Genomic DNA, 21,705 nt, shown 5'->3' with positions numbered 1-21,705 from the left:
GGCCGGGTGGCGGCTTGAGCCGGGTTCTTTTCTTGTCCCGAGGCGCTTCTTCTGCCTCCCCGTTCGGGGAAAACAGAAGGGCCGCGGATCCCGGATGGGGTTCCGCGGCCCTGAAGGCGCCGGCCTGATCGAATCAGGCTGGATCACTCCAGGGTTCTGGCCCACGGAAGGCCCACATCAGGTGGTGCTGCGTCGTCTGCTTCCGGAATCCGGCACCGGCCGCCGCAAAGGCATAGGCCTGCGCCTGTGCCACTACTGCTTCCAGTGCCCCGGTCGGTCGCTCATCGCGCTCACGGACGGCAGGAGCCGAGCAAGCAAGGGAGGACGCCGGGCGTGCGGCACGAATGCCGGACAGACCGGTGCCCTGGTTGGAGGCGCCGAGCATGCACAGGGAGACGGCCGAGCGATCGGTCATTTTGACGATGGAGCTGTTGTTGATGCTGATCACTGGACTCGCCTCCTCTCGGCGTCTCGGGGGACTGGGGTGAGCCAGTCCGCGGATATGCAAGTACAACACGGAATCAGCGCCTCCGAGAAGGCCGCTGTTCCCGTGCCTAAGAACCTATGGGGATGGCCGGGGCATGCGCAAACTATTTTTGCGACGAGTTCGTATCAGCCCTGACCTTGGTCCACGCCGACGTCACGGCCTGCGCAGATGGCCAGAACATCGGTTCCGTAGCGGCCCAGCTTGCGCATCCCCACCCCGGGGATGCGGGCGAGCCCGTGCTCGTCGTCGGGGACCGTCTCGGCGATGGCCATCAGCGTCTTGTCGGTGAAGACGCAGAAGGCCGGCTGCCCGCTGCGCCGCGCCTGGTCGGCACGCCACTCACGAAGCCGCTCGTACAGACCCTCGTCCATGTCGGAGGGGCAGTCCTCGCAGCGCATCAGCTTCATCTCGCCCGCGTCGGTCAGCGTGCGGCCACAGACCCGGCAGCGGGCTGGGCTGCGCTGTCTGCGTCTCGGGCCCGGCGCGGCCGAGGCGGGCGCCGCCGTGAAGGAGCCGCGCTCCACACCTGCCGTACCGGCCGCGCCGCCGTGGCCCGCGGCGGTGTGCGAACCGGGGCGCAGTCCGGCGAGGAAGCGGCTGGGGCGGCGGTTGGGGCGGCCGCCGGGCGAGCGGGAGAGCGCCCAGGAGAGATGGAGACGCTCACGGGCACGGGTGACGCCGACGTAGAGAAGGCGTCGCTCCTCCTCGATCTGCTCGTCGGTCTTTGCGTAGGTGATCGGCATCATGCCCTCGGCGACGCCGACCAGGAAGACGACGTCCCACTCCAGCCCCTTGGCCGAGTGCAGCGAGGCGAGGGTGACACCCTGCACGGTCGGGGCGTGCTGGGCGCCGGCCCGCTCGTCGAGTTCGGCGACGAGGTCGCCGAGCGTGACACCGGGTCTGGCGGCGGCGAAGTCCTGGGCGAGGTGCACCAGAGCGGCCAGTGACTCCCAGCGCTCCCGGACCGCGCCCGAGCCGGCCGGCGGCTGCGGTGTCCAGCCCTCGCCCGACAGCACGGCGCGTACCTGTGAGGGCAGGTCGGGGGCGTCGTCGAGAAGCGCGTCGTTGCCGCCGAAGCGGGCTGCAGCGCGCAGGGCGATGCCCGCCTTGCGCACCTCGGGCCGGTCGAAGAACCGCTCGGCGCCGCGCAGCTGGTAGGGCACCCCGGCGTCGGCGAGGGCCTGCTCATACGTCTCGGACTGTGCGTTCGTGCGGAACAGGACCGCGATCTCGCTCGCCGGGACACCGGCATCGATCAGCTCACGGATGCGGCGCGCGGCACCCTCCGCCTCGGCGGGCTCGTCGGTGTACTCGGTGAAGACCGGTTCGGAACCCGCGGGGCGCTGGGAGACCAGTTCCAGCCGGTGCTCGGCGGCGCGACCGCGGGCCTGGGCGAGCAGTCCGTTCGCCAGATGGACGACCTGAGGGGTCGAACGGTAGTCGCGGACCAGCTTGACGACGGTGGCTCCGGGGTGGCGGGTACGGAAGTCGAGCAGGTGGTCGGGGGTTGCGCCCGTGAACGAATAGATCGTCTGGCTGGCGTCGCCGACCACGCACAGGTTCTCCCGGTCGCCGAGCCACAGCTCCAGCAGACGCTGCTGGAGCGGGCTGACGTCCTGGTACTCGTCGACGACGAAGTGCTGGTACTGGGCGCGGACCTGCTCGGCGATGTCGTTGCGGTCCTGCAGGACGGCGACGGTCAGCAGCAGCACATCCTCGAAGTCGATGACGACGCGCTCGCGCTTGAGGTCCTCGTAGGCGGAGTAGATCTGGGCGATCTCGGCGCGGTCTCGGGGCGCCTCGCGGCCGGCCTTGGCGGCAGCGGCGGCGTAGTCCGCCGGGACGGTCTGGGTGACCTTGGACCATTCGATCTCGGCGGTGACGTCCCGCAGCTCGCCCCGGTCGAGCCTGAAGCGGCAGGCGGCGGCCGCGTCGGCGACCAGCTGGATCTTGCGGTCGACGATCCGGGGCAGGGAGCCACCGATCGCTTTCGGCCAGAAGTACTGGAGCTGGCGCAGTGCCGCGGAGTGGAAGGTCCGGGCCTGGACACCGACGGCACCGAGTTGGCGCAGCCGCCCGCGCATCTCCCCGGCGGCACGGTTGGTGAAGGTGACGGCGAGCACGCTGGACGGCTGGAGGATTCCGGCGCGCACCCCGTAGGCGATCCGGTGGGTGATCGCCCGGGTCTTGCCGGTACCGGCGCCCGCCAGCACGCACACCGGACCGTGCAGGGCGGTGGCCACTGCGCGCTGCTCGGGGTCGAGCCCTTCGAGCACCGCGTCGGCCGAGTCCGGTACCTGCGGGAAGAGGGTGGAATGCGTTGCTGCTGTCACACAGCCATGCTGCCAGGTCGCCGGAGACAGGTGAGCCGGTTGTCCACAGGGAGGGCCTCGCAGTCGTACTAATGCGGCGGGCATCACGGTCGCGGGACGGCAGGCGTCATGCCGGAACCGCGTCGGCCCACCGCTCGTCGGAGGCCCGCCCGCGGGAGCGCCTGCGGGAATGCCTGCGCTTTCAAGTACGTTCCCCGTACAGCGAGGACTTCCCGAGCCGCCGAAGGAGCGCGAGAGACATGCCGGGCACTGTGACGATGTACAGCACCACGTGGTGCGGCTACTGCCGCCGGCTGAAGAGCCAGATGGACCGCGAGGGCATCGCGTACACCGAGATCAACATCGAGCAGGACCCGGAGTCCGCGGCGTTCGTGGAGAAGGCGAACGGCGGAAACCAGACGGTCCCGACTGTCCTCTTTTCTGACGGGTCGACGCTCACCAACCCGTCGCTGGCGCAGGTGAAGCAGAAGATCGGCGCCTGAGCGTTCCGCACGAAGCGGGGTGGCCTCCATCCACTGGGGGCCACCCCGCTTCATTGTGTGCGGGTCCTGGTGTGCCGGGTCAGAAGGTGCTGCGCGTCGGCAGGTCCTTGCCGTACCAGCGCTCGATCAGGCGGGCCGCGATCGAGATGCCGTAGGGCGGGAGCACCTCGCCGGACTCGAAGGCGGCGCCGAGTTCGTCGCGGGAGAACCAGCGGGCCTCTTGGATCTCGTCGCCGTCGACGTCGATCTCGGTCGAGGTGGCGCGGGCGACGAAGCCCAGCATGAGGCTGGACGGGAAGGGCCAGGGCTGGCTGGCGATGTACTCGACCTCGCCGACGCTGATGCCGACCTCCTCGTGGACCTCGCGGCGCACCGACTGCTCGATGGACTCGCCGGGCTCGACGAATCCGGCGAGCGTGGAGAAGCGGCCCTCGGGCCAGTGGACCTGGCGGCCGAGCAGGATGCGGTCGTGGTCGTCGATGACGGCCATGATCACCGCGGGGTCGGTGCGCGGGTAGTGCTCGGCACCGCAGGCGGGGCAGCGGCGGATGTGGCCGGCGGCGGCGATGACGGTGCGCTCGCCGCAGCGGGAGCAGAAGCGGTGCAGCCGCTGCCAGTTCTCCAGGGCGACCGCGTGCACCATCAGGCCGGCCTCGCGCGGCGACAGGAGCAGCCCCGCCTCGCGCAGTCCCGCCGGACGGGCGGACTCGTCCATGCGGCCGGGCAGGGAGTCCTTCTGCAGGGCGAAGTAGCTGACGCCGTTGTCGTCGGTGCCCAGGAAGTAGCGGTGTGCCTCGGTGAGCGGGGCCTCGAAGGACGGGGTCATGACGAGTTCGGTTCGCCCGTCCGCCGTCTCGTCGATGAGGACCTGTCCGCCGGAGACCACGAAGCATCGGGTCGAGGGGTGGCTCCACGCCGCCGCGAGCCATGCCTCGTCGAGCCGGTGGTGGGCGGCGCGGTCGATGCCGCTCGGGGCGGTGAGCGAGATGGGGCGGTCGGCGGTGTGGTCGGTCCAGGTGGTCACGGGTGCTTCCAACTCCCCCGGGGGAACGGATTGGGTCGGCGGGCGGTTCGGCGGGACGTGCGGCGGGAGGGGACCGGGTCCGGCGGGGCGCGGTGGCGGGTCCTTCCAGTGTGCCCCGCGCGGGCGCCGGGTTCGGACGGTGTGAGGCGGTCAGGGCGCGTGCCGCCAGTGCTCGGCGAGGTCGCCCCACAGGTACGCGCTGGTCTCGACGCCTTTGAGGAGCAGGTCCAGCTCGACCTTCTCGTCGGGGGCGTGCCAGCCGTCGGACGGGACGGAGATCCCGAGGAAGAGGACCGGTGCGCCCAGGACGTCCTGGAGGTCGGCGGCCGGTCCTGAGCCGCCCTCGCGGGTGAAGCGGACGGGTGCGCCGAAGGCGCGGCCCATCGCCCGGACCACGGACTGCAGGGCCGGGTGGTCCAGCGGGGTGAGGCAGGGGCGGGTGGCGGGGCTGAAGGCGATCTCGTGGCGGATGCCGTCGGGGAGCTGCCCGGGCACCCAGTCGCGGACGGCCCGCGCCACGTGCTCGGGGTCCTGGCCGGCGACGAGCCGGAAGGACAGTTTCACCATGGCGGAGGACGGGATGACGGTCTTGCTTCCGGGTCCCTGGTAGCCGCCGCCGATGCCGTTGACCTCGGCGGTGGGGCGGGCCCAGACGCGCTCCAGGGTGCTGTATCCGGCCTCGCCCCAGGTGCCGCGGGACTTGGCGGTGCGCAGCCAATCCCGCTCGTCGAAGGGCAGCTCCGCGAAGAGTTCGCGTTCGCGGTCGGTGAGCTCGACGACGCCGTCGTAGAAGCCGGGGACCGCCACGCGCGCGTGCTCGTCGTGCAGGGCGGCCACCAGGCGGGCGGCCGCGGTGGCCGGGTTGGGGACCGCGCCGCCGAAGGAACCGGAGTGGATGTCCTGGTCGGGGCCGTACAGCCGGATCTCGCACTCGGCGAGGCCGCGCATGCCGGTGCACACCGTCGGGGTGTCCTCGGACCACATTCCGGTGTCGGTGACGATCACGGTGTCGGCGGTGAGCCGGTCCGCGTGCTGTTCGACGAGCGCCCGGAAGTGCGGGGAGCCGGATTCCTCCTCGCCCTCGATCAGCAGCTTCAGATGAACGGCCGGGGTGGTGCGGCCGGTGGTGGCGAGGTGGGCGCGGACTCCGAGGGTGTGGAAGAACACCTGGCCCTTGTCGTCGGCGGCGCCTCGCGCGTAGAGGCGGTTGTCGCGGACGACGGGCTCGAAGGGCTCGCTGTCCCAGCCGTCCTCGCGGGCGGCGGGCTGCACGTCGTGGTGGCCGTAGACCAGCACGGTGGGCGCCTCGGGGTCGGCGGAGGGCCACTCGGCGTAGACGGCCGGGGCGCCGGGGGTCTGCCAGACCTCGGCGGTCGGGAAGCCGGTCTCGTTGAGCTTGGCGGCGAGCCATTCGGCACTGCGGCGCACGTCGGGCGCGTGGTCGGGCTGGGCCGAGACGGACGGGATGCGCAGCCACTCGGCGAGGTCGTCGAGGAAGGCGCCGCGGTGCTGCTCGATGTACGTACGGACGGCGCTGACGGCACTGTCAACGGGCTGGCTCATGGTCACGAGCCTATCGGCCCGCGGCGGTGTCCTCGGAGTGCGGTATCTCACCGGACGGCTCCTCCAGCAGCAGCCGCTCCAGCTCGGCGCGACCGGGCAGGGGGCCGGGGCGGACGATCTCGCCGGTGCGTACGTACAGGAACGCGGCCGTGACGGTCTCCAGGGGGACGTTCTGCTGCTCGGCCCAGGCGAGCCGGTAGACGGCGAGCTGGAGGGGGTCGGCGGTGTGGCCGCGGCTGGTCTTCCAGTCGACGATCTCGTACGTCGTCCCGTCCCCCTCGCCTTCCTTGTAGACGGCGTCGATGCGGCCGCGGACGACGCGGCCGCCGATCGACAGCTGGAAGGGCGTCTCCACGCGGTGGGGCGTTCGGCGGGCGTACTCGGTGCGTTCGAAGGCTTCCTTGAGGGTCTCGAGGTCTCGCTCGTCGGCGATCTCGGCGTCGCTGCCGGGCAGCTCCTCCGGGTCGAGCATGGGCAGCGTCAGCTCCTCGAAGCGCGCCTCGACCCAGGCGTGGAAGCGGGTGCCGCGGCGCGCGGCGGGCTGCGGCGGGCGGGGCATGGGGCGGGCCAGCTCCTGCGCGAAGCCGTCCGGGTCCGCGGCCAGGCGGAGCAGCTGGGTCGCCGTGAGCGAGGCGGGCAGCCGGACCTCGGTGACGCTTTGGCGGGTGCGCAGCAGCTCTCCGGCGAGGGCGTCGAGATCACGGTCCCAGGATGCGATGGTGCGTGCCTCCTCGGGGGTGAGGCGAGGCCTGCCGGGCTCCCGCGGGGGGTGGTCGCGCTCCGCCGCGCGGGCGTGCGCGGCGGGTTCCGGAGCCGTCGCCTGGTGCGGGACGGTCGGGCGGTCGGTGGGCCAGGCGTCCCAGTCGCCCGGGTCGGTGGCCGTGAAGGGGTCGTCCTCGTCGTCGGGGAGGGGGTCCTCGTCGTCGGGGAGGGGATCTTCTTCGTCGTCGGGCGGCGGCGGCCAGTCCGGATCGTCGTACGTGTCCGGGTCGTGTACGGCCGTGGCGGGGCCGTCCGGGTGGGTGGCGAGGCCGTCGAGGTGGGCGAGGACGGTCTCGGCGGCCGCGCGGCGGCGGGTGAGGGCGTCGTCGTCCAGGGGCAGGGGCCACACCTGGGCGTCGGTGGCCCGGTGCAGGGCGGGGTTCTCCTCGTCCTCGGCGGGTTCGTCCGCCCACGCCTCGATTTCGCCGTACCCGGCGGCGCAGTGCTCGTAGAGGGCGTGCAGGAACGCGGAGGGGCCGCGCGGTTTCCTCTGGCTGGGTCCCCACCAGTGGCCGGAGCCGAGCAACAGGGAGCGGGGGCGGGTGAAGGTGACGTAGCCGAGGCGGAGTTCCTCGGTGTGCTGGTGTTCCTTCATGGCCTCGTGGAAGGCCTTCAGGCCCCGGGAGTCCCAGGACATGACGTCGGGCAGGGTGTCGGCGTCGCCGCGCAGTTCGTGCGGCAGCACCTTGCCCTGCGCGGTCCACTTCTCACGGCCCTGGCCGCTGGGGAAGGTGCCGGTGACCAGTCCCGGGACGGCGACGACGTCCCACTCCAGGCCCTTGGACTTGTGCGCGGTGAGCACCTTGACGGTGTTCTCACCGCCGGGCAGCGCGTTGTCGAGGCCCTTCTCGTACTGGGCGGCGGTGCGCAGGAAGCCGAGGAACGCGAGCAGGGTGGCCTCGCCGTCGCCGGCGGCGAACGAGGCGGCGATGTCGAGGAAGTTGGAGAGGGTCTCACGTCGGCGGGCGGCCAGGGCGTGCGGGGACGCGGACAGCTCGACCTCCAGGCCGGTGACGGCGAGGACGCGGTGCAGCACGTCCATGAGGGGGTCGGCCAGGGAGCGGCGCAGGTCGCGCAGTTCGGCGGCCAGGCGGGCGAACCGCACGCGCGCGTCCGGCGAGAAGGGCAGGCCGTCGTCGTCGCCGCGGCCGTCGAGCGGGGTCTCCAGGAAGGTGTCGAGGGCGTCCGCGAGCGAGATCACCTCGGCCGGGTCGACGCCCTCGACGGCCTGGGCGAGCCGCCGGTCGGGATCGTCGTCGCCGTCCACGCGCGCGTGGGAGACGAGCAGGCGTGCGCGCCGCCCCAGCAGGGCGAGGTCGCGGGGGCCGATGCGCCAGCGCGGGCCGGTCAGCAGGCGTACGAGGGAGGCGTTGGCACCGGGGTCCTGGAGGACCTCGCAGACGGCGACGAGGTCGGCGATCTCGGGCAGGTGGAGCAGCCCGGACAGGCCGACCACCTCGACGGGGATGTCCCTGGCGACCAGGGATCCCTGGATCTCGGCGAAGTCGCCGGCCGTGCGGCACAGCACGGCGATCTCGCCGGGCGCCGTGCCGGTGCGTACGAGGTGGGCGATGGAGTCGGCGATCCAGTCGATCTCCTCCGCGTGGGTGCGCAGCAGGGCGCAGCGGACGGTGCCGTCGTGTTCGGCGCCCGGGGCCGGGCGGAGGGCTTCCACGCCCGCGTGCAGGGCGCGCAGGGGTTCGGCGAGACCGTTGGCGAGGTCCAGCAGGCGGCCTCCGCTGCGGCGGTTCTCACTGAGGGACTGGCGGGCGGCGGGGCGGCCGTCGGCGTGGGGGAAGTGCTCGGGGAAGTCGTCGAGGTTGGCGACGGAGGCACCGCGCCAGCCGTAGATGGCCTGGCAGGGGTCGCCGACGGCGGTCACCGGGTGGCCGGTGCCGCCGCCGAACAGCCCGGCCAGCAGGACGCGCTGGGCGACCGAGGTGTCCTGGTACTCGTCGAGGAGGACCACGCGGAACTCGTCGCGCAGGATGCGGCCCACCTCGGGGATCGCGGCGAGCCGGGCGGACAGGGCGATCTGGTCGCCGAAGTCGAGCAGGTCGCGTTCGCGTTTGGCGGTCCGGTAGCGCACCACGAGGTCGGCGAGTTCACGCCGCGCGGCGGCCGCTTCGGGGACCTTGCGCAGGTCGGCGTTGGTGAGCTTGGTGTTCTCCAGGGTGCGCAGCAGTCCGGCGTCGTGGGCGCGCAGGTCCTCGGGCCGTACGAGGTGTTCGGCGAGCTCTCCGTCGAGGGTGAGCAGGTCCCCGACGAGGTCGGGGAAGGAGCGGGTGAGCGCCGGGTAGGGGCCCGGTGCCTCGCGCAGGACGCGCGCGGCGAGCTGGTAGCGGGTGGCGTCGGCGAGCAGGCGGGAGGTCGGTTCGAGGCCGATGCGCAGGCCGTGGTCGGTGAGGAGGCGGCCCGCGAAGGCGTGGTACGTGGAGATCACGGGCTCGCCCGGGGGGTTGTCCGGGTCGATGGCGTCCGGGTCGGTGACACCGGCCTTGATCAGCGCCTTGCGGACGCGTTCGGCGAGTTCGCCGGCGGCCTTGTTGGTGAAGGTGAGGCCGAGGACCTGTTCGGGGGCGACCTGGCCGGTGCCGACCAGCCACACCACGCGTGCCGCCATGACCGTCGTCTTGCCCGACCCGGCTCCGGCGACGATCACCTGCGGGGCGGGCGGCGCGACGATGCAGGCCGTCTGCTCCGGGGTGAACGGAATCCCGAGGAGCTCCTTGAGCTGATCGGGATCGGTGATACGAGCGGGCACACCCAGAGGCTAGCGGTGGGCACTGACACCGGAGGCCGGATGAGGGTTCCGGGATGGGAACATCGCAGGTCGGCATGGGTGGTGCGATGCGTCACGCCGGTCACTCGACCACGTGCCGGCCCTCCGGGCGGGCGCTGCACGAGGCCCGGAAGGCGCAGTGGGCGCAGTGCTGGCCCGCGGTGGGGGTGAACCGTTCGTCGAGGACCTTGCCGGCGGCCGTGGCCAGCAGATCGCCGACCCACTCCCCCTCCAGCGGTTCCTGGGCCTGCACCTTGGGCAGGGCCTCGCCGCCGTCCCGTTTCGCGGCGCCCTGGCGCAGCTGGACGAGCTCGGCACCGCCCGGTTCGGGGCGTGCTCCGTCGAAGACCTCGTCGACGGCGCCCTCGCGGATAGCGAGCTGGTAGACGGCGAGCTGGGGGTGCCGGGCGACCTCGGCGGAGCTGGGCGCCTGTTTGCCGGTCTTGAAGTCGACGACGTAGGCGCGGCCGTCGCCGTCGGTCTCGACGCGGTCCAACTGGCCGCGGATGCGTACTTCGTAGTCGCCCGCTTCGAGGGTGACGTCGAAGTCGTGCTCGCTGGCCACCGGGGTGCGTCCGGCGCGGTCCATCACATGCCACTTCAGGAAGCGTTCGAGGGCCACGCGCGCGTTCTCCTTCTCCTGCGCCGACTTCCACGGCGCGTCGAAGGCGAGCGCGTTCCACACGGAGTCGAGTCGCTCCATGAGGACGGCGAGATCCGCCGGGGTGTGCCCGGAGGCCACCTCGTCGGCCAGGACGTGCACCACGTTGCCGAAGCCCTGGGCGGCGGTCGCGGGGGCGTCGGCCTTCACCTCACGGCCCAGGAACCACTGCAGGGCGCAGGTGTTGGCCAGCTGGTCGAGGGCGCTGCCGGACAGCACGACGGGCTGGTCGCGGTGGCGCAGCGGCACCTTGGACTCCGTCGGTTCGAACATGCCCCACCAGCGGTACGGGTGCGCGGACGGCACCAGCGGGCGGCCGTCCTCGTCGGCGAGTGCGGCGAGCCGGGCCAGCCGCCTGGCTGCCGCCTCCCGGAGGGTGTCCGAGACCCGCGGGTCGACCGTCGTGGCGCGCAGTTCGGCGACGAGCGCGGCGACGGACAGGGGGCGGCGCGGGCGTCCGGTGACGTCCTTGGGCTCGACGCCCAGTTCGGTCAGGAAGCGGGAGGGCTGGTCGCCGTCGTCGGCGGGCGCCTTCACGGCCGTCACGACCAGACGTTCCCGCGCGCGCGTGGCGGCGACGTAGAACAGGCGGCGTTCCTCGGCGAGCAGTGCGCCGGGGGTGAGGGGTTCGGCGAGTCCGTCGCGGCCGATGCGGTCGGCCTCCAGGAGGGAGCCGCGGCGGCGCAGGTCCGGCCACAGGCCCTCCTGGACGCCTGCCACGACGACCAGGCGCCATTCCAGCCCTTTCGAGCGGTGCGCGGTCATCAGGCGCACGGCGTCGGGGCGGGCGGCGCGCCGCGTGAGGGTGTCGGCGGCGATGTCCTCGGCCTCGATCTCCTCCAGGAAGTTCAGGGCGCCCCGGCCGCCGGTGCGTTCCTCCGCGCGGGCGGCGGTCGCGAACAGCGCGCATACGGCGTCGAGGTCCCGGTCGGCATTGCGGCCCGCCGCGCCGCCGCGCCGGGCGGAGCGCTCCAGGCGCTGGGGCCACGGAGTGCCGTCCCAGAGGTCCCACAGGGCCTCTTCGGCCGTACCGCCGCCCGCCAGGCGTTCGCGGGCCCGGCGCAGCAGGGCGCCGAGGCGTTGGGCACCGCGCGCGTAGGCGGGGTCGTGCACGGCGAGCCGCTCCGGTTCGGCCAGCGCACGTGCGAGCAGCTCGTCCGAGGGCGGCGGCAGCGGGTTGCCCGCGGCCCGCTCCTCCTCGCGCAGGGCCCGTCCGAGCCGGCGCAGGTCGGCGGCGTCCATGCCGGCGAGCGGGGAGGCGAGCAGGGTGAGGGCGGTTTCGGTGTCGAGCCAGCACGTCTCGCCTGCGGCGTAGGAGCCCGTTCCGGCCGCTGCTTCGGCGTCGGGATCCGGTCCCGAGGCCGATGCCGATCCCGTTGCGACGCCCGAATCCGGTCCCCCTGCCCCCGTGGTGTCTTCTCGCTCGTCCGCCTCCGCCGTCGCCACCGCGCGCAGGGCCGTCAGCAGCGGGGCCACCGCCGGTTCGTGGCGCAGGGGCACGTCGTCGCCGTCGACGTCCACGGGGACGCCCGCCGAGGTGAGCGCGCGGCGGACCGCGGGGAGGGTGCGGGAGCCGGCCCGCACCAGAACGGCCATGTCGGTCCAGGGGACGCCGTCCTCCAGGTGCGCCCTGCGCAGGATGTCGGCGATGTTGTCCAGCTCGGTGCCGGACGTCGGGTAGGTGTACACCTCGACCCGGCCGCCGTCCCGTACCGGAGTCAGCTCCCGGTGGGCGCGGACCTTCTCGGCGGGCAGTCGGGGCAGCGGCATGCGCCGGGTCACCCGCCGGGTGGCGTCCAGCAGGGCGGCGCCGGAACGCCGGGAGGCGCGCAGTACCTCGACGGGGGCCGGGCGGCCGTCCGCGCGGGGGAACGCGTACGGGAACTCCAGGATGCCGTTGACGTCCGCGCCCCGGAAGGCGTAGATCGACTGGTCGGGGTCGCCGAAGGCGACGAGCGTGCGTCCGCCGGCCAGGGCGTGCAGCAGCCGTACCTGGGCGGGGTCGGTGTCCTGGTACTCGTCGACGTAGACGGCGTCGTACCGCGCGGCCAGCTGCCCGGCGATCTCCGGGCGGCGGGCGAGGAGCACCGCGCGGTGGACCAGTTCGGCATAGTCGAGTACGCCCTGCAGGTCGAGGACGTCGAGGTACTCGGCGAGGAAGGCGGAGGCGGCGCGCCAGTCGGGGCGTCCGATGCGGCGGGCGAAGGCGTCCAGGGCGTCGGGGCCGAGGCCCAGTTCGCGGCTGCGGGCGAGCACGGCGCGGACCTCGTCGGCGAAACCGCGGGTGGTCAGGCAGGCGCGCAGGTCGTCCGGCCAGCGCACATGGGCGAGCCCGAGCCGTTCCAGGTCCACCTGGCCGGCGAGGAGTTCGCGGACGGTGACGTCCTGCTCGGGGCCCGACAGCAGCCGCAGCGGCTCCACGAAGAGGTCGCTGTCCTGGTGGGCGCGGACCAGGGCGTAGCAGAACGAGTGGAACGTGGTCGCCCGCGGTGCGCGGGCGGCGCCGATCCGCAGCGCCATGCGGTCGCGCAGTTCGACGGCCGCCTTGCGGCTGAACGTCAGCACCAGGATGCGCTCGGGGTCCCCGCCACGGGCGATCCGCGCGGCCACGGACTCGACGAGGGTGGTGGTCTTCCCGGTGCCCGGACCTGCGAGAACGAGCAGCGGGCCGGTCCGGTGCTCAACCACGGAGCGCTGCGCGGCGTCCAGGAGAGGGGGATCGATACGGGCCGGCGGGGTACGCACCAGTCGATAAGCGCCACGGTTCCCCCGCCGCACCCGGGGGTGCGACAGGTCGCTGGTGGAGAAAGAGGAGCTCACGTGGTTCGCCGGTCCTGGTGGGTGTGCTGTTGGGGCATTCGCCGCGCGTGCGGGGCGGTGGTCGCGGGATGAAGGGGACACGCGCAGCCGACGCTACGCCGGTGAAAAGCTCGGAAGCAGACCTTCCGCTTCTTCCCTCCGGGCACTCCCGTCGCACATGTCCCTCGCCTCACGAACGTACGTCATGCCATGGATGTGCCTCATGTCCCCCTGGCGGATCACTGGTCACACGGCGGCGTGCGCGATGGCGGAAGCTGTCAGGTGTGACCCTCGGTGTGCCCGCCGCCGTCCCACCGCGCGCGCTTCATGTCGAGGCGCGGCACATGGCCCTCCGCGGCCCGGCTCGCCTCCTTCAGCGGCGTGCCCTCGGCGCGGTAGTGACCGAGGGCTCTGCGCTCATGCCCGGGGAGCGGCAGACCGTCCGCGCGGACGACGCGCCACCACGGGACGGCTCCCCCGTACAGGGCCATCACGCGCCCGACCTGCCGGGGCCCGCCCTCCCCCAGCCACTCGGCGACGTCCCCGTATGTCATGACACGCCCCGGCGGGATCAGCTCGGTCACCTCGAGGACCCGCTCGGCGTACTCCGGCAGGGCGTCCGGGTGCTCCGGACCCCCGTCGGACGGAAGGCTCTCCTGGCTCATCCGGCCCATCCTGCCCCACCGCACCGACAACGCGACGCGCGCGCACGGCTCGCCCCGGGGCAGCGCTTCGGGCAGACTGTGCCGCCCCGCTTTGGGACCCTGATGCCCCCTTGTGCCGCTACGGCATGCCACCATCATGCGGGCGGTGACTGGTGATACGAGACCGAGAAGAGACGATGAAGCAGCAGGGTGCGCACCCCGGAGACACGGAGGGCACCCCTGACGCGTCGTCGCGCCCGGACACGGCGGAGGGCCCGGACACCGCGGGGGGCCCGAACACCGCGGGGGGCCCGAACACCGCGGACCCCGACTCGGCGCACATCGACGAGGTGGAGGGCGACGAACCGCTGCTCCCCGCGCGGGTGCACCGCCCGTCCGATCTCATGCGGCTCGTGGGCGGCGTACTCGCCGTCGTGGTGCTGATGGCGATCGCCGCGTTCGCCCACGGCACCACCTCGGGGCTGGAACAGGACATCAACAAGGGCACCGGTCAGGCGCCCGACCTGCTCATCAAGATCGCGGGCCTGGCGTCCAGCATCGCGATCCTCCTGGTACCGGTCGCCTTCGCCATCGAGCGGCTGATCAAACGGGACGGGCTGCGGATCGCCGACGGCGTGCTCGCCGCCGTCCTCGCGCACGGTGTGACACTCGCCACCGACCTGTGGGTCGCGCGCGCCGCTCCGGACTCGATCCAGGAGGCGCTCACCCAGCCCTCCCCCGGTGACATCCACGCCCTCACCGACCCCGTGCACGGCTATCTGGCCCCCGTCATCGCGTACATGACGGCCGTCGGCATGTCCCGCAGACCCCGCTGGCGCGCGGTGCTCTGGGTGGTGCTGCTCCTCGACGCCTTCTCGATGCTCGTCACGGGGTACACGACGCCGTTCTCGATCATCCTGACGGTGCTGATCGGCTGGACCGTCGCCTACGGCACGCTCTACGCGGTCGGTTCGCCCAATGTGCGCCCCACGGGACGCACCCTGATGGCGGGACTGCGCACCGTCGGCTTCCGCCCCGTGAGCGCGTCCCGCGAGGAGACGCCGGACGCCTCGGAGGCCGGCGACCGGGGGCGCCGGTACTTCGTCACCCTGGAGGACGGTCCACCGCTGGACGTCACGGTGGTCGACCGCGAGCAGCAGGCGCAGGGGTTCTTCTACCGCGCGTGGCGCAATCTGACCCTGCGCGGCTTCGCCACCCGCAGCAGCCTGCAGTCGCTGCGCCAGGCGCTGGAGCAGGAGGCACTGCTGGCCTACGCGGCCATCGCCGCCGGTGCCAACGCGCCCAAGCTGATCGCGACCTCCGAACTGGGTCCCGACGCGGTGATGCTCGTCTACGAGCACAGCGGCGGACGCACCCTCGACACGCTGCCGGACGAGGAGATCACCGACGAACTGCTGCGCGACACCTGGCACCAGGTACGGGCCCTGCAGTCGCGCCGTATCGCGCACCGCAGGCTGGTGGGCGACGCCATCCTGGTGGATCGTTCCGGCACGGTGATCCTCACCGACCTGCGCGGCGGCGAGATCGCGGCCGGCGATCTGCTGCTGCGCATGGACACCTCCCAGCTGCTGGTGACGCTGGGCCTCAGGGTGGGCGCCGAACGCGCGGTGGCCTCCGCGCTGAGCGTCCTGGGCCCCGACACCGTGGCGGACTGTCTGCCGATGCTCCAGCCGATCGCGCTGAGCCGCTCCACGCGCGCGACCCTGCGGAAGCTGGCCCGGGAGCGGGCGGAGCGTGAACGTGAGGCGGTTCTGGAGGCCTCCCGGCAGGCCAAGCCGGCCCGCGCGGAGCACGCCGCGGACGACGCGCACCACCCGGTCGTGCTCGAAAAGGCCGACAAGAAGGCCGTGCGCGCGGAGCAGCGGGCCGAGAAGCGGGCCATCGACGAGGCCCTCGAGGAGGCGCGCGAGGAGGATCTGCTCACCCAGATCCGGCACGAGGTGCTGCGGATCAGGCCGCAGGCCCCGGTCGAGCCGGCCCGACTGGAACGGGTGCGCCCGCGGACACTGATCAGTTTCATCGCCGGTGCGATCGGCGCGTACTTCCTGCTGACGCAGCTCACCCACATCGAGTTCGGCCCGCTGATCGCGAACGCGGAGTGGGGCTGGGTGGCCGCGGCGGTGCTGTTCTCGGCGGCCAGTTATGTCGCGGCGGCCATGGCCCTGCTCGGATTCGTACCGGAGCGGGTGCCGTTCCCGCGGACCGTGGCGGCGCAGGTCGCCGGGTCGTTCGTGAAGATCGTCGCCCCGGCGGCGGTGGGCGGTGTCGCCCTGAACACGCGCTTCCTCCAGCGCGCGGGGGTGCGGCCGGGGCTCGCGGTGGCGAGCGTCGGCGCTTCCCAGCTCTTCGGGCTCGGCTGTCACATCCTGATGCTGCTGGCCTTCGGCTATCTGACCGGCACCGAGAAGACGCCCTCCCTCACTCCGTCCCGCACGGTGATCGGGGGCCTGTTGACGGTGGCGGTGCTGGTGCTGGTGGTGACCTCGGTGCCGTTCCTGCGGAAATTCGTCGTCACACGTGTGCGGTCGCTTTTCGCGGGAGTCGTGCCGCGCATGCTCGATGTGCTGCAACGGCCGCAGAAGCTGGTCACCGGTATCGGCGGCATGCTGCTGCTCACGGCCTGTTTCGTGATGTGCCTGGACGCCTCGATCCGGGCGTTCGGCGACGAGACGACCTCGGTCAGCATCGCGAGCGTCGCCGTCGTCTTCCTCGCGGGCAACGCGCTGGGGTCGGCGGCGCCGACACCGGGTGGTGTGGGCGCGGTCGAGGCGACCCTGACGGTCGGTCTGATCGCGGTCGGGCTCCCCAAGGAGGTCGCCGCGCCGGCGGTGCTGCTCTTCCGCCTGCTGACCCTGTGGCTTCCGGTGCTGCCGGGATGGCTCGCCTTCAACCACCTCACGCGCAAGGCAGCTCTGTAGGCGGCGCGAGACGGACGGTGTCCGGCCGCGGCCCCGTACCTCGTACGGCCCGTGTCCCGCGCGTCCCGCTCCGGGCGACCGCAGGATGGGAACATGCCCCACCCCTTGTCCCACCGCTGCCGCCTGCGGGTCGCCGCCCTGACCGTCTTCGCCGTACTGCTGCCCGCGCTGCTGGCGGGCTGCGGCCAGGACGACAGGGACGAGGACCTGACGGATCAGAAGCTCAACTGGGAGGACTGCCCGGTCCCGTCCCAGGCCCAGGGCGGAAGCGCTCGCCCGTCCCCGCTGCCGGGCGGCAGGGGCGAATGGAGCTGCGCCACCATGAAGGCGCCGCTGAACTGGGACGAACCCAAGGGCGACACCATCGACCTCGCGCTGATCAGGGCCAGGTCGAGCGGCGCGGCGAGCGAACGCATCGGCTCCCTGATCTTCAACTTCGGCGGCCCGGGGGGCTCCGGCGTCACCACGCTGCCCGCGTTCGGCAAGGACTACGCGACTCTGCGCACCCGCTACGACCTGGTGAGCTTCGATCCCCGCGGAGTCGGCCGCAGCGCACCCGTGACCTGCCAGAACGACCAGCAGCTCGACGCCTACTTCCAGCAGGACGCCACCCCCGACGACAGCGCCGAGCGCACGGAACTGATGGACATCACCAGGGAGTTCAACGCGGCCTGCGAGAGGAACTCCGGGCGAATCCTGCCCCATGTGCGCACCACGGAAGCCGCCCGCGACCTGGACCTGATGCGCCAGGTCCTCGGCGACGAGAAGCTGCACTACTTCGGTATCTCCTACGGCACCGAACTGGGCGGCGTCTACGCCCACCTGTTCCCGAAGAGGGTGGGCCGTGTGGTGTTCGACGCGGTCGTCGACCCGACGCAGAACGCGGAGCAGGGCTCGCTGGGGCAGGCCCGGGGGTTCCAGCTCGCGCTCGACAACTACGCCGAGCACTGCGTCTCCCAGAAGGAGGAGTGCCCCGTCGGCGACAGCGCACAGGATGTGAAGGACCGGATCGCCAAGCTGCTGAAGGACCTCGACAGCAGGCCCGTTACCGGCCTCTTCCCGCGGGAACTCACCCAGACCGCGGCGACCAACGGGATCGTGCAGGCCCTGTACTCGCAGGAGTTCTGGGATCTTCTCACTGACGGTCTCAAGCAGGCGTACGGCGGTGACGGAACGATTCTGATGCTGCTGTCCGACTCGTTGAACAGGCGCAGGGAGAACGGCGAGTACAGCAACCTCGTCGCGGCCAACACCGCCATCGACTGCGCCGACGAGAAACCCCGTTACAGCCCGGCGGACGTGCAGCGCAGGCTGCCCGAGTTCCGGGCCGTGTCCGGCCTGTTCGGCGACTATCTGGCGTGGGGACTGATCGGCTGCACCGACTGGCCGGTGCCGGGGGCCGCCGACCATCCGGACGTGCACGCCCCCGGCGCGGACCCGATCCTGGTGATCGGCAACACCGGCGACCCGGCCACACCGTACGAGGGGGCGCGCAGGATGGCGCAGGCGCTCGGTGAGGGCGTCGGTGTGGAGCTGACGTACGAGGGGCAGGGGCACGGGGCCTACGGCAGCAAGAACACGTGCGTACAGAACGCGGTGCACGGCTACCTGTTGGACGGAAAGGTGCCGATGGCCGGGACCGTCTGCTCCTGAACGGGCGCCCGAGCCGCAGTAAGTCGCAGGAACCCGCAAGAAGTCGCGGGAAAGTCGCGGGAAGTCGCGGGAAGTCGCGGGAAGTCGCAGGTCAGAGCGTTATCCACAGGCTGCCCCGGTGGGCGGCGGATCTGCCTACCATGGCCTGACCGCCATCCGCGGCACAGTGCGGACGGCCAGCGAGGGGGGAAGTGGCACATGACCCGTTTCACACGGTGGACGGCCCTGACGGTCGCCGCCGCGCTTCTGACGGCGGGCTGCAGCGGCGGCTCGTCGGACGACGACTCAGGGAACGACGGCAAGAGCGGCGGGACGGCGCTCGAGTGGGGACGCTGCAAGGCCACCGGGGACGGCCCCGCTCCGGGCGGCGACTGGCAGTGCGCCACTCTGCGGGTGCCGCTGGACTGGTCGAAGCCCGACGGCTCGACCATAGGGCTGGCCCTGATCCGGGCCAAGGCCACGGGCGACGACCGCCTCGGCTCACTGCTGTTCAACTTCGGCGGCCCGGGCGGCTCGGGCGTGTCCACGATGCCGTCCTACGCCGCCACGGCCGCCGAGCTGCGCGAGCGGTACGACCTGGTGAGCTGGGATCCTCGCGGGGTGGCCGCCAGCGAGGGCGTCCGCTGCCGAGACGACAAGAGCATCCAGGCCGCCGAGTCGTCGGTGGACGGCACCCCGGACACGCAGGCCGAGGAACAGGCGTTCCTCGACGACGCCGCCGACTTCGGCAAGGGCTGCCAGGACGCCGCCGGGAAGCTGATGGCCCATGTGTCGACCACGGACACCGCCCGCGACATGGACCGCATCCGGCAGGCCCTCGGCGACGACAGGCTGAACTACTTCGGGATCTCCTACGGCACCGAACTCGGCGGCGTCTACGCCCATCTGTTCCCGAAGAAGGTGGGTCGGATGACGCTCGACGCGGTGGTGGACCCGAGCGCCGACACGGTGGGCCATGCCAGGAATCAGACGCGTGGCTTCCAGACGGCGCTCGACAACTACCTGAAGTCCACCGGACGGGACCCCGGGCAGGGGTCGCGGGAGATCGCGGAGCTCCTGGAGCGGATCGACGCCGAACCGCTGCCGACGTCCGCCTCCGGACGCGAGCTGACGCAGACCCTGGCGCTGACCGGCATCGTGCTGCCGCTGTACAGCAAGGACGGCTGGCCTGCGCTGACCAGCGCGCTGAAGGCGGCGCAGGAGGGGGACGGTTCGGAGCTGCTGGCGCTGGCCGACGGCTACAACGAACGCGACACCTCGGGACGCTACGGCACGACGACCCACTCGCAGCGGGTCATATCGTGCCTGGACGACAAGCAGCGGCCGACCCTGGAGGAGACGAAGAAGCTGCTGCCCGAGTTCGAGGAGATCTCGCCCGTGTTCGGGGCGTTCCTCGGCTGGGACACGGCCGGCTGGTGCCACGACTGGCCGGTTCCCGGTCAGCACGACACCCCCGAGGTGAGCGCGCCGGGCGCGGCGCCGGTCCTGGTCGTGGGCAACACCGGCGACCCCGCCACGCCGTACGAGGGTGCCCGGAAGATGGCGGACGAGCTGGGCGAGGACGTCGGTGTCGTGCTCACCTGGAAGGGCGAGGGCCACGGTGCGTACGGCAGTGGCAGCGACTGCGTCGACTCCACGGTGAACGCGTATCTGCTGAACGGCACGGTGCCCGAGGACGGCAAGGTCTGCTCATGACGACGGCGGGGGCTCCACGCACCCGTGACGCGTGGAGACCCGCCTCAGCCTCGATGCCGGCCTCAGGGCTGTCCCGTAGAGATCGTCGAGCCCGAGACCGCCGCCGGTGCATCCGAGGTAGCGCCCCGGAGCGTAGCCCTACGGGTTCGGCGGTTGAGCGGCAGGTAGCCGTACGGCTCGTATGGCTTGTTGTTGGCAGTCAAGGCATGGGCGAGGGACCGGGTCACCTGTTCAGTGAAGGAGTGGTCGCCGCCGAGACGCTGGCTGCCGGAGCTGGCGGTGGAGGGGCCCCCGGGTGCGAGCGCGCCAGGAAAGCCGGGCTTTTTATGCGGGCCGGTGGGTCCATTGACCGCATCCAGCAGTGCGGCGATGGCCGCCTGCTCATTCGAGTCCAAGCCGTGCAGATCCTTTTGGATGACGGCACTCAGGATGTCGGGTACGTCAGCGGCCGCAAGGGGTTCGATCGTCAGCGGAATGAGACGCTCACGCCGGGCGACAACGGCGGTCCACTCCTCGCGAGTCCACCGACCGAAGAGCGTAGACGCGACACCGCGGCCGACGCCAACCCATCACGGCAGAAGCCCACGGCACCTGAACTGGTCAGTGCCATGGGCTTCTTCAGGTCCGCCGGTCAGCGGAAGGGTTGATCAGTACACCGGCTTCTCCGGCTCGATCTGGTTGACCCAGCCGATCACGCCGCCGCCGACGTGGACGGCGTCGGCGAAGCCCGCGGACTTCAGGACCGCGAGGACTTCCGCACTGCGGACACCCGTCTTGCAGTTCAAGACGATCTTCTTGTCCTGCGGCAGGTTCTCCAGGGCGCTGCCCATGAGGAACTCGTTCTTGGGGACCAGCCGGGCGCCCGGGATGGAGACGATCTCGAACTCGTTCGGCTCGCGTACGTCGATGAGTTCGATGTTCTCGCCGTCGTCGATCCACTCCTTGAGCTGCTTGGGAGTGATCGTGGAGTCGACGGCCGCCGCCTGGGCCTCCTCGGACACGACACCGCAGAAGGCCTCGTAGTCGATGAGCGCGGTGACGGTCGGGTTCTCGCCGCAGACCGCGCAGTCGGGGTCCTTGCGGACCTTGACCTGGCGGTACTGCATCTCCAGGGCGTCGTAGATCATCAGACGGCCGACGAGGGGCTCACCGATGCCGGCGAGCAGCTTGATGGCCTCGTTGACCTGGATGGAGCCGATGGACGCGCACAGCACGCCCAGGACGCCGCCCTCGGCGCAGGAGGGGACCATGCCGGGGGGCGGGGGCTCCGGGTACAGGCAGCGGTAGCAGGGGCCGTGCTCGGACCAGAACACCGAGGCCTGGCCGTCGAAGCGGTAGATCGAACCCCACACGTACGGCTTGTTCAGCAGGACGCAGGCGTCGTTGACCAGGTAGCGGGTCGCGAAGTTGTCCGTGCCGTCGACGATCAGGTCGTACTGGCTGAAGATCTCCATCACGTTGTCGGCCTCGAGCCGCTCCTCGTGAAGGATCACGTTCACGTACGGGTTGATGCCCTGGACGGTGTCACGGGCGGACTCGGCCTTGGGGCGGCCGATGTCGGCCTGGCTGTGGATGACCTGGCGCTGCAGGTTCGACTCGTCGACCTCGTCGAACTCCACGATGCCGAGGGTGCCCACGCCGGCGGCGGCCATGTACATCAGCGCCGGCGAACCCAGGCCGCCGGCGCCCACGCAGAGCACCTTGGCGTTCTTCAGCCGCTTCTGCCCGTCCATGCCCACATCGGGGATGATCAGGTGGCGGGAGTACCTGCGGACCTCGTCTACGGTGAGCTCGGGGGCCGGCTCGACCAGGGGTGGCAGCGACACGGGGACTCCGTTGGTCGGTCAATCACTACGGTTGTTCTCCGCTTAACACTGCCAT

13 protein-coding genes are annotated in these 21,705 nt (G+C 71.8%); 5 read left to right on the top strand and 8 right to left on the bottom strand.

Features of this window, described 5'->3' with window-relative positions:
* Positions 1-133: 133 nt before the first annotated feature.
* Together IE178_RS10020 and IE178_RS10015 are read right to left on the bottom strand one after the other, a co-directional pair.
* Positions 134-448 (bottom strand): hypothetical protein, encoded by a 315-nt coding sequence (locus tag IE178_RS10020; RefSeq protein ID WP_193512001.1) that lies wholly within the window; start codon positions 446-448, stop codon positions 134-136.
* 164 nt (positions 449-612) lie between these two features.
* A complete protein-coding gene (locus IE178_RS10015) occupies positions 613-2,904 on the bottom strand; it encodes an ATP-dependent DNA helicase UvrD2 (protein ID WP_318279950.1) in 2,292 nt (763 codons plus the stop codon).
* Positions 2,905-3,059: 155 nt separating this feature from the next.
* Here IE178_RS10015 and IE178_RS10010 point away from each other — a divergent pair, with 155 nt between their 5' ends.
* Positions 3,060-3,302 carry a mycoredoxin gene (locus IE178_RS10010; protein ID WP_193511999.1) on the top strand — a complete coding sequence of 81 codons (243 nt, stop codon included), beginning with the start codon at positions 3,060-3,062 and terminating at the stop codon, positions 3,300-3,302.
* Positions 3,303-3,381: 79 nt separating this feature from the next.
* On the opposite strand, the gene nudC is transcribed toward IE178_RS10010, so the two are convergent.
* The 5 genes from nudC to IE178_RS09985 all read right to left on the bottom strand — a co-directional run bounded on the left by nudC (position 3,382) and on the right by IE178_RS09985 (position 13,558).
* Positions 3,382-4,326, bottom strand: coding sequence for an NAD(+) diphosphatase (gene nudC, locus IE178_RS10005; protein ID WP_229875979.1), 945 nt, complete (start codon positions 4,324-4,326; stop codon positions 3,382-3,384).
* 150 nt (positions 4,327-4,476) lie between these two features.
* Positions 4,477-5,889, bottom strand: a complete 1,413-nt coding sequence (locus IE178_RS10000; protein ID WP_193511998.1) for a dipeptidase — start codon at positions 5,887-5,889, stop codon at positions 4,477-4,479.
* A 10-nt stretch (positions 5,890-5,899) separates the two neighbouring features.
* Positions 5,900-9,415 carry an ATP-dependent DNA helicase gene (locus IE178_RS09995; protein WP_193511997.1) on the bottom strand — a complete coding sequence of 1,172 codons (3,516 nt, stop codon included), beginning with the start codon at positions 9,413-9,415 and terminating at the stop codon, positions 5,900-5,902.
* Positions 9,416-9,515: 100 nt separating this feature from the next.
* On the bottom strand, positions 9,516-12,914 hold the full coding sequence (locus IE178_RS09990; RefSeq protein ID WP_193511996.1) for an ATP-dependent helicase: 3,399 nt from the start codon (positions 12,912-12,914) through the stop codon (positions 9,516-9,518).
* Between the two features lie 257 nt (positions 12,915-13,171).
* Positions 13,172-13,558, bottom strand: a complete 387-nt coding sequence (locus IE178_RS09985) for an MGMT family protein (protein ID WP_193511995.1) — start codon at positions 13,556-13,558, stop codon at positions 13,172-13,174.
* Positions 13,559-13,734: 176 nt separating this feature from the next.
* Between IE178_RS09985 and IE178_RS09980 the strand changes: the two genes are divergently transcribed.
* From IE178_RS09980 to IE178_RS09965, 4 genes are all read left to right on the top strand, one after another.
* Complete coding sequence (locus IE178_RS09980; RefSeq protein WP_193511994.1) at positions 13,735-16,476, top strand: lysylphosphatidylglycerol synthase domain-containing protein; 2,742 nt, start codon at positions 13,735-13,737, stop codon at positions 16,474-16,476.
* Positions 16,477-16,569: 93 nt separating this feature from the next.
* Positions 16,570-18,129 (top strand): alpha/beta hydrolase, encoded by a 1,560-nt coding sequence (locus tag IE178_RS09975; protein WP_184764694.1) that lies wholly within the window; start codon positions 16,570-16,572, stop codon positions 18,127-18,129.
* 198 nt (positions 18,130-18,327) lie between these two features.
* Complete coding sequence (locus tag IE178_RS09970; RefSeq protein ID WP_193511993.1) at positions 18,328-19,824, top strand: alpha/beta hydrolase; 1,497 nt, start codon at positions 18,328-18,330, stop codon at positions 19,822-19,824.
* Positions 19,825-20,030: 206 nt separating this feature from the next.
* Complete coding sequence (locus tag IE178_RS09965; RefSeq protein ID WP_193511992.1) at positions 20,031-20,471, top strand: hypothetical protein; 441 nt, start codon at positions 20,031-20,033, stop codon at positions 20,469-20,471.
* Here the strand turns inward: IE178_RS09965 and moeZ are convergent, their stop codons facing one another.
* Positions 20,472-21,650 (bottom strand): adenylyltransferase/sulfurtransferase MoeZ, encoded by a 1,179-nt coding sequence (moeZ, locus tag IE178_RS09960; protein WP_193511991.1) that lies wholly within the window; start codon positions 21,648-21,650, stop codon positions 20,472-20,474.
* Positions 21,651-21,705 lie beyond the last annotated feature (55 nt).

The sequence above is a fragment of the Streptomyces griseoloalbus genome (assembly GCA_014650015.1).
Taxonomy (GTDB): Bacteria; Actinomycetota; Actinomycetes; order Streptomycetales; family Streptomycetaceae; genus Streptomyces; species Streptomyces griseoloalbus.
The sequence above is the reverse complement of the archived record's forward strand: the minus strand, read 5'-3'. Positions and strand labels throughout refer to the sequence as shown.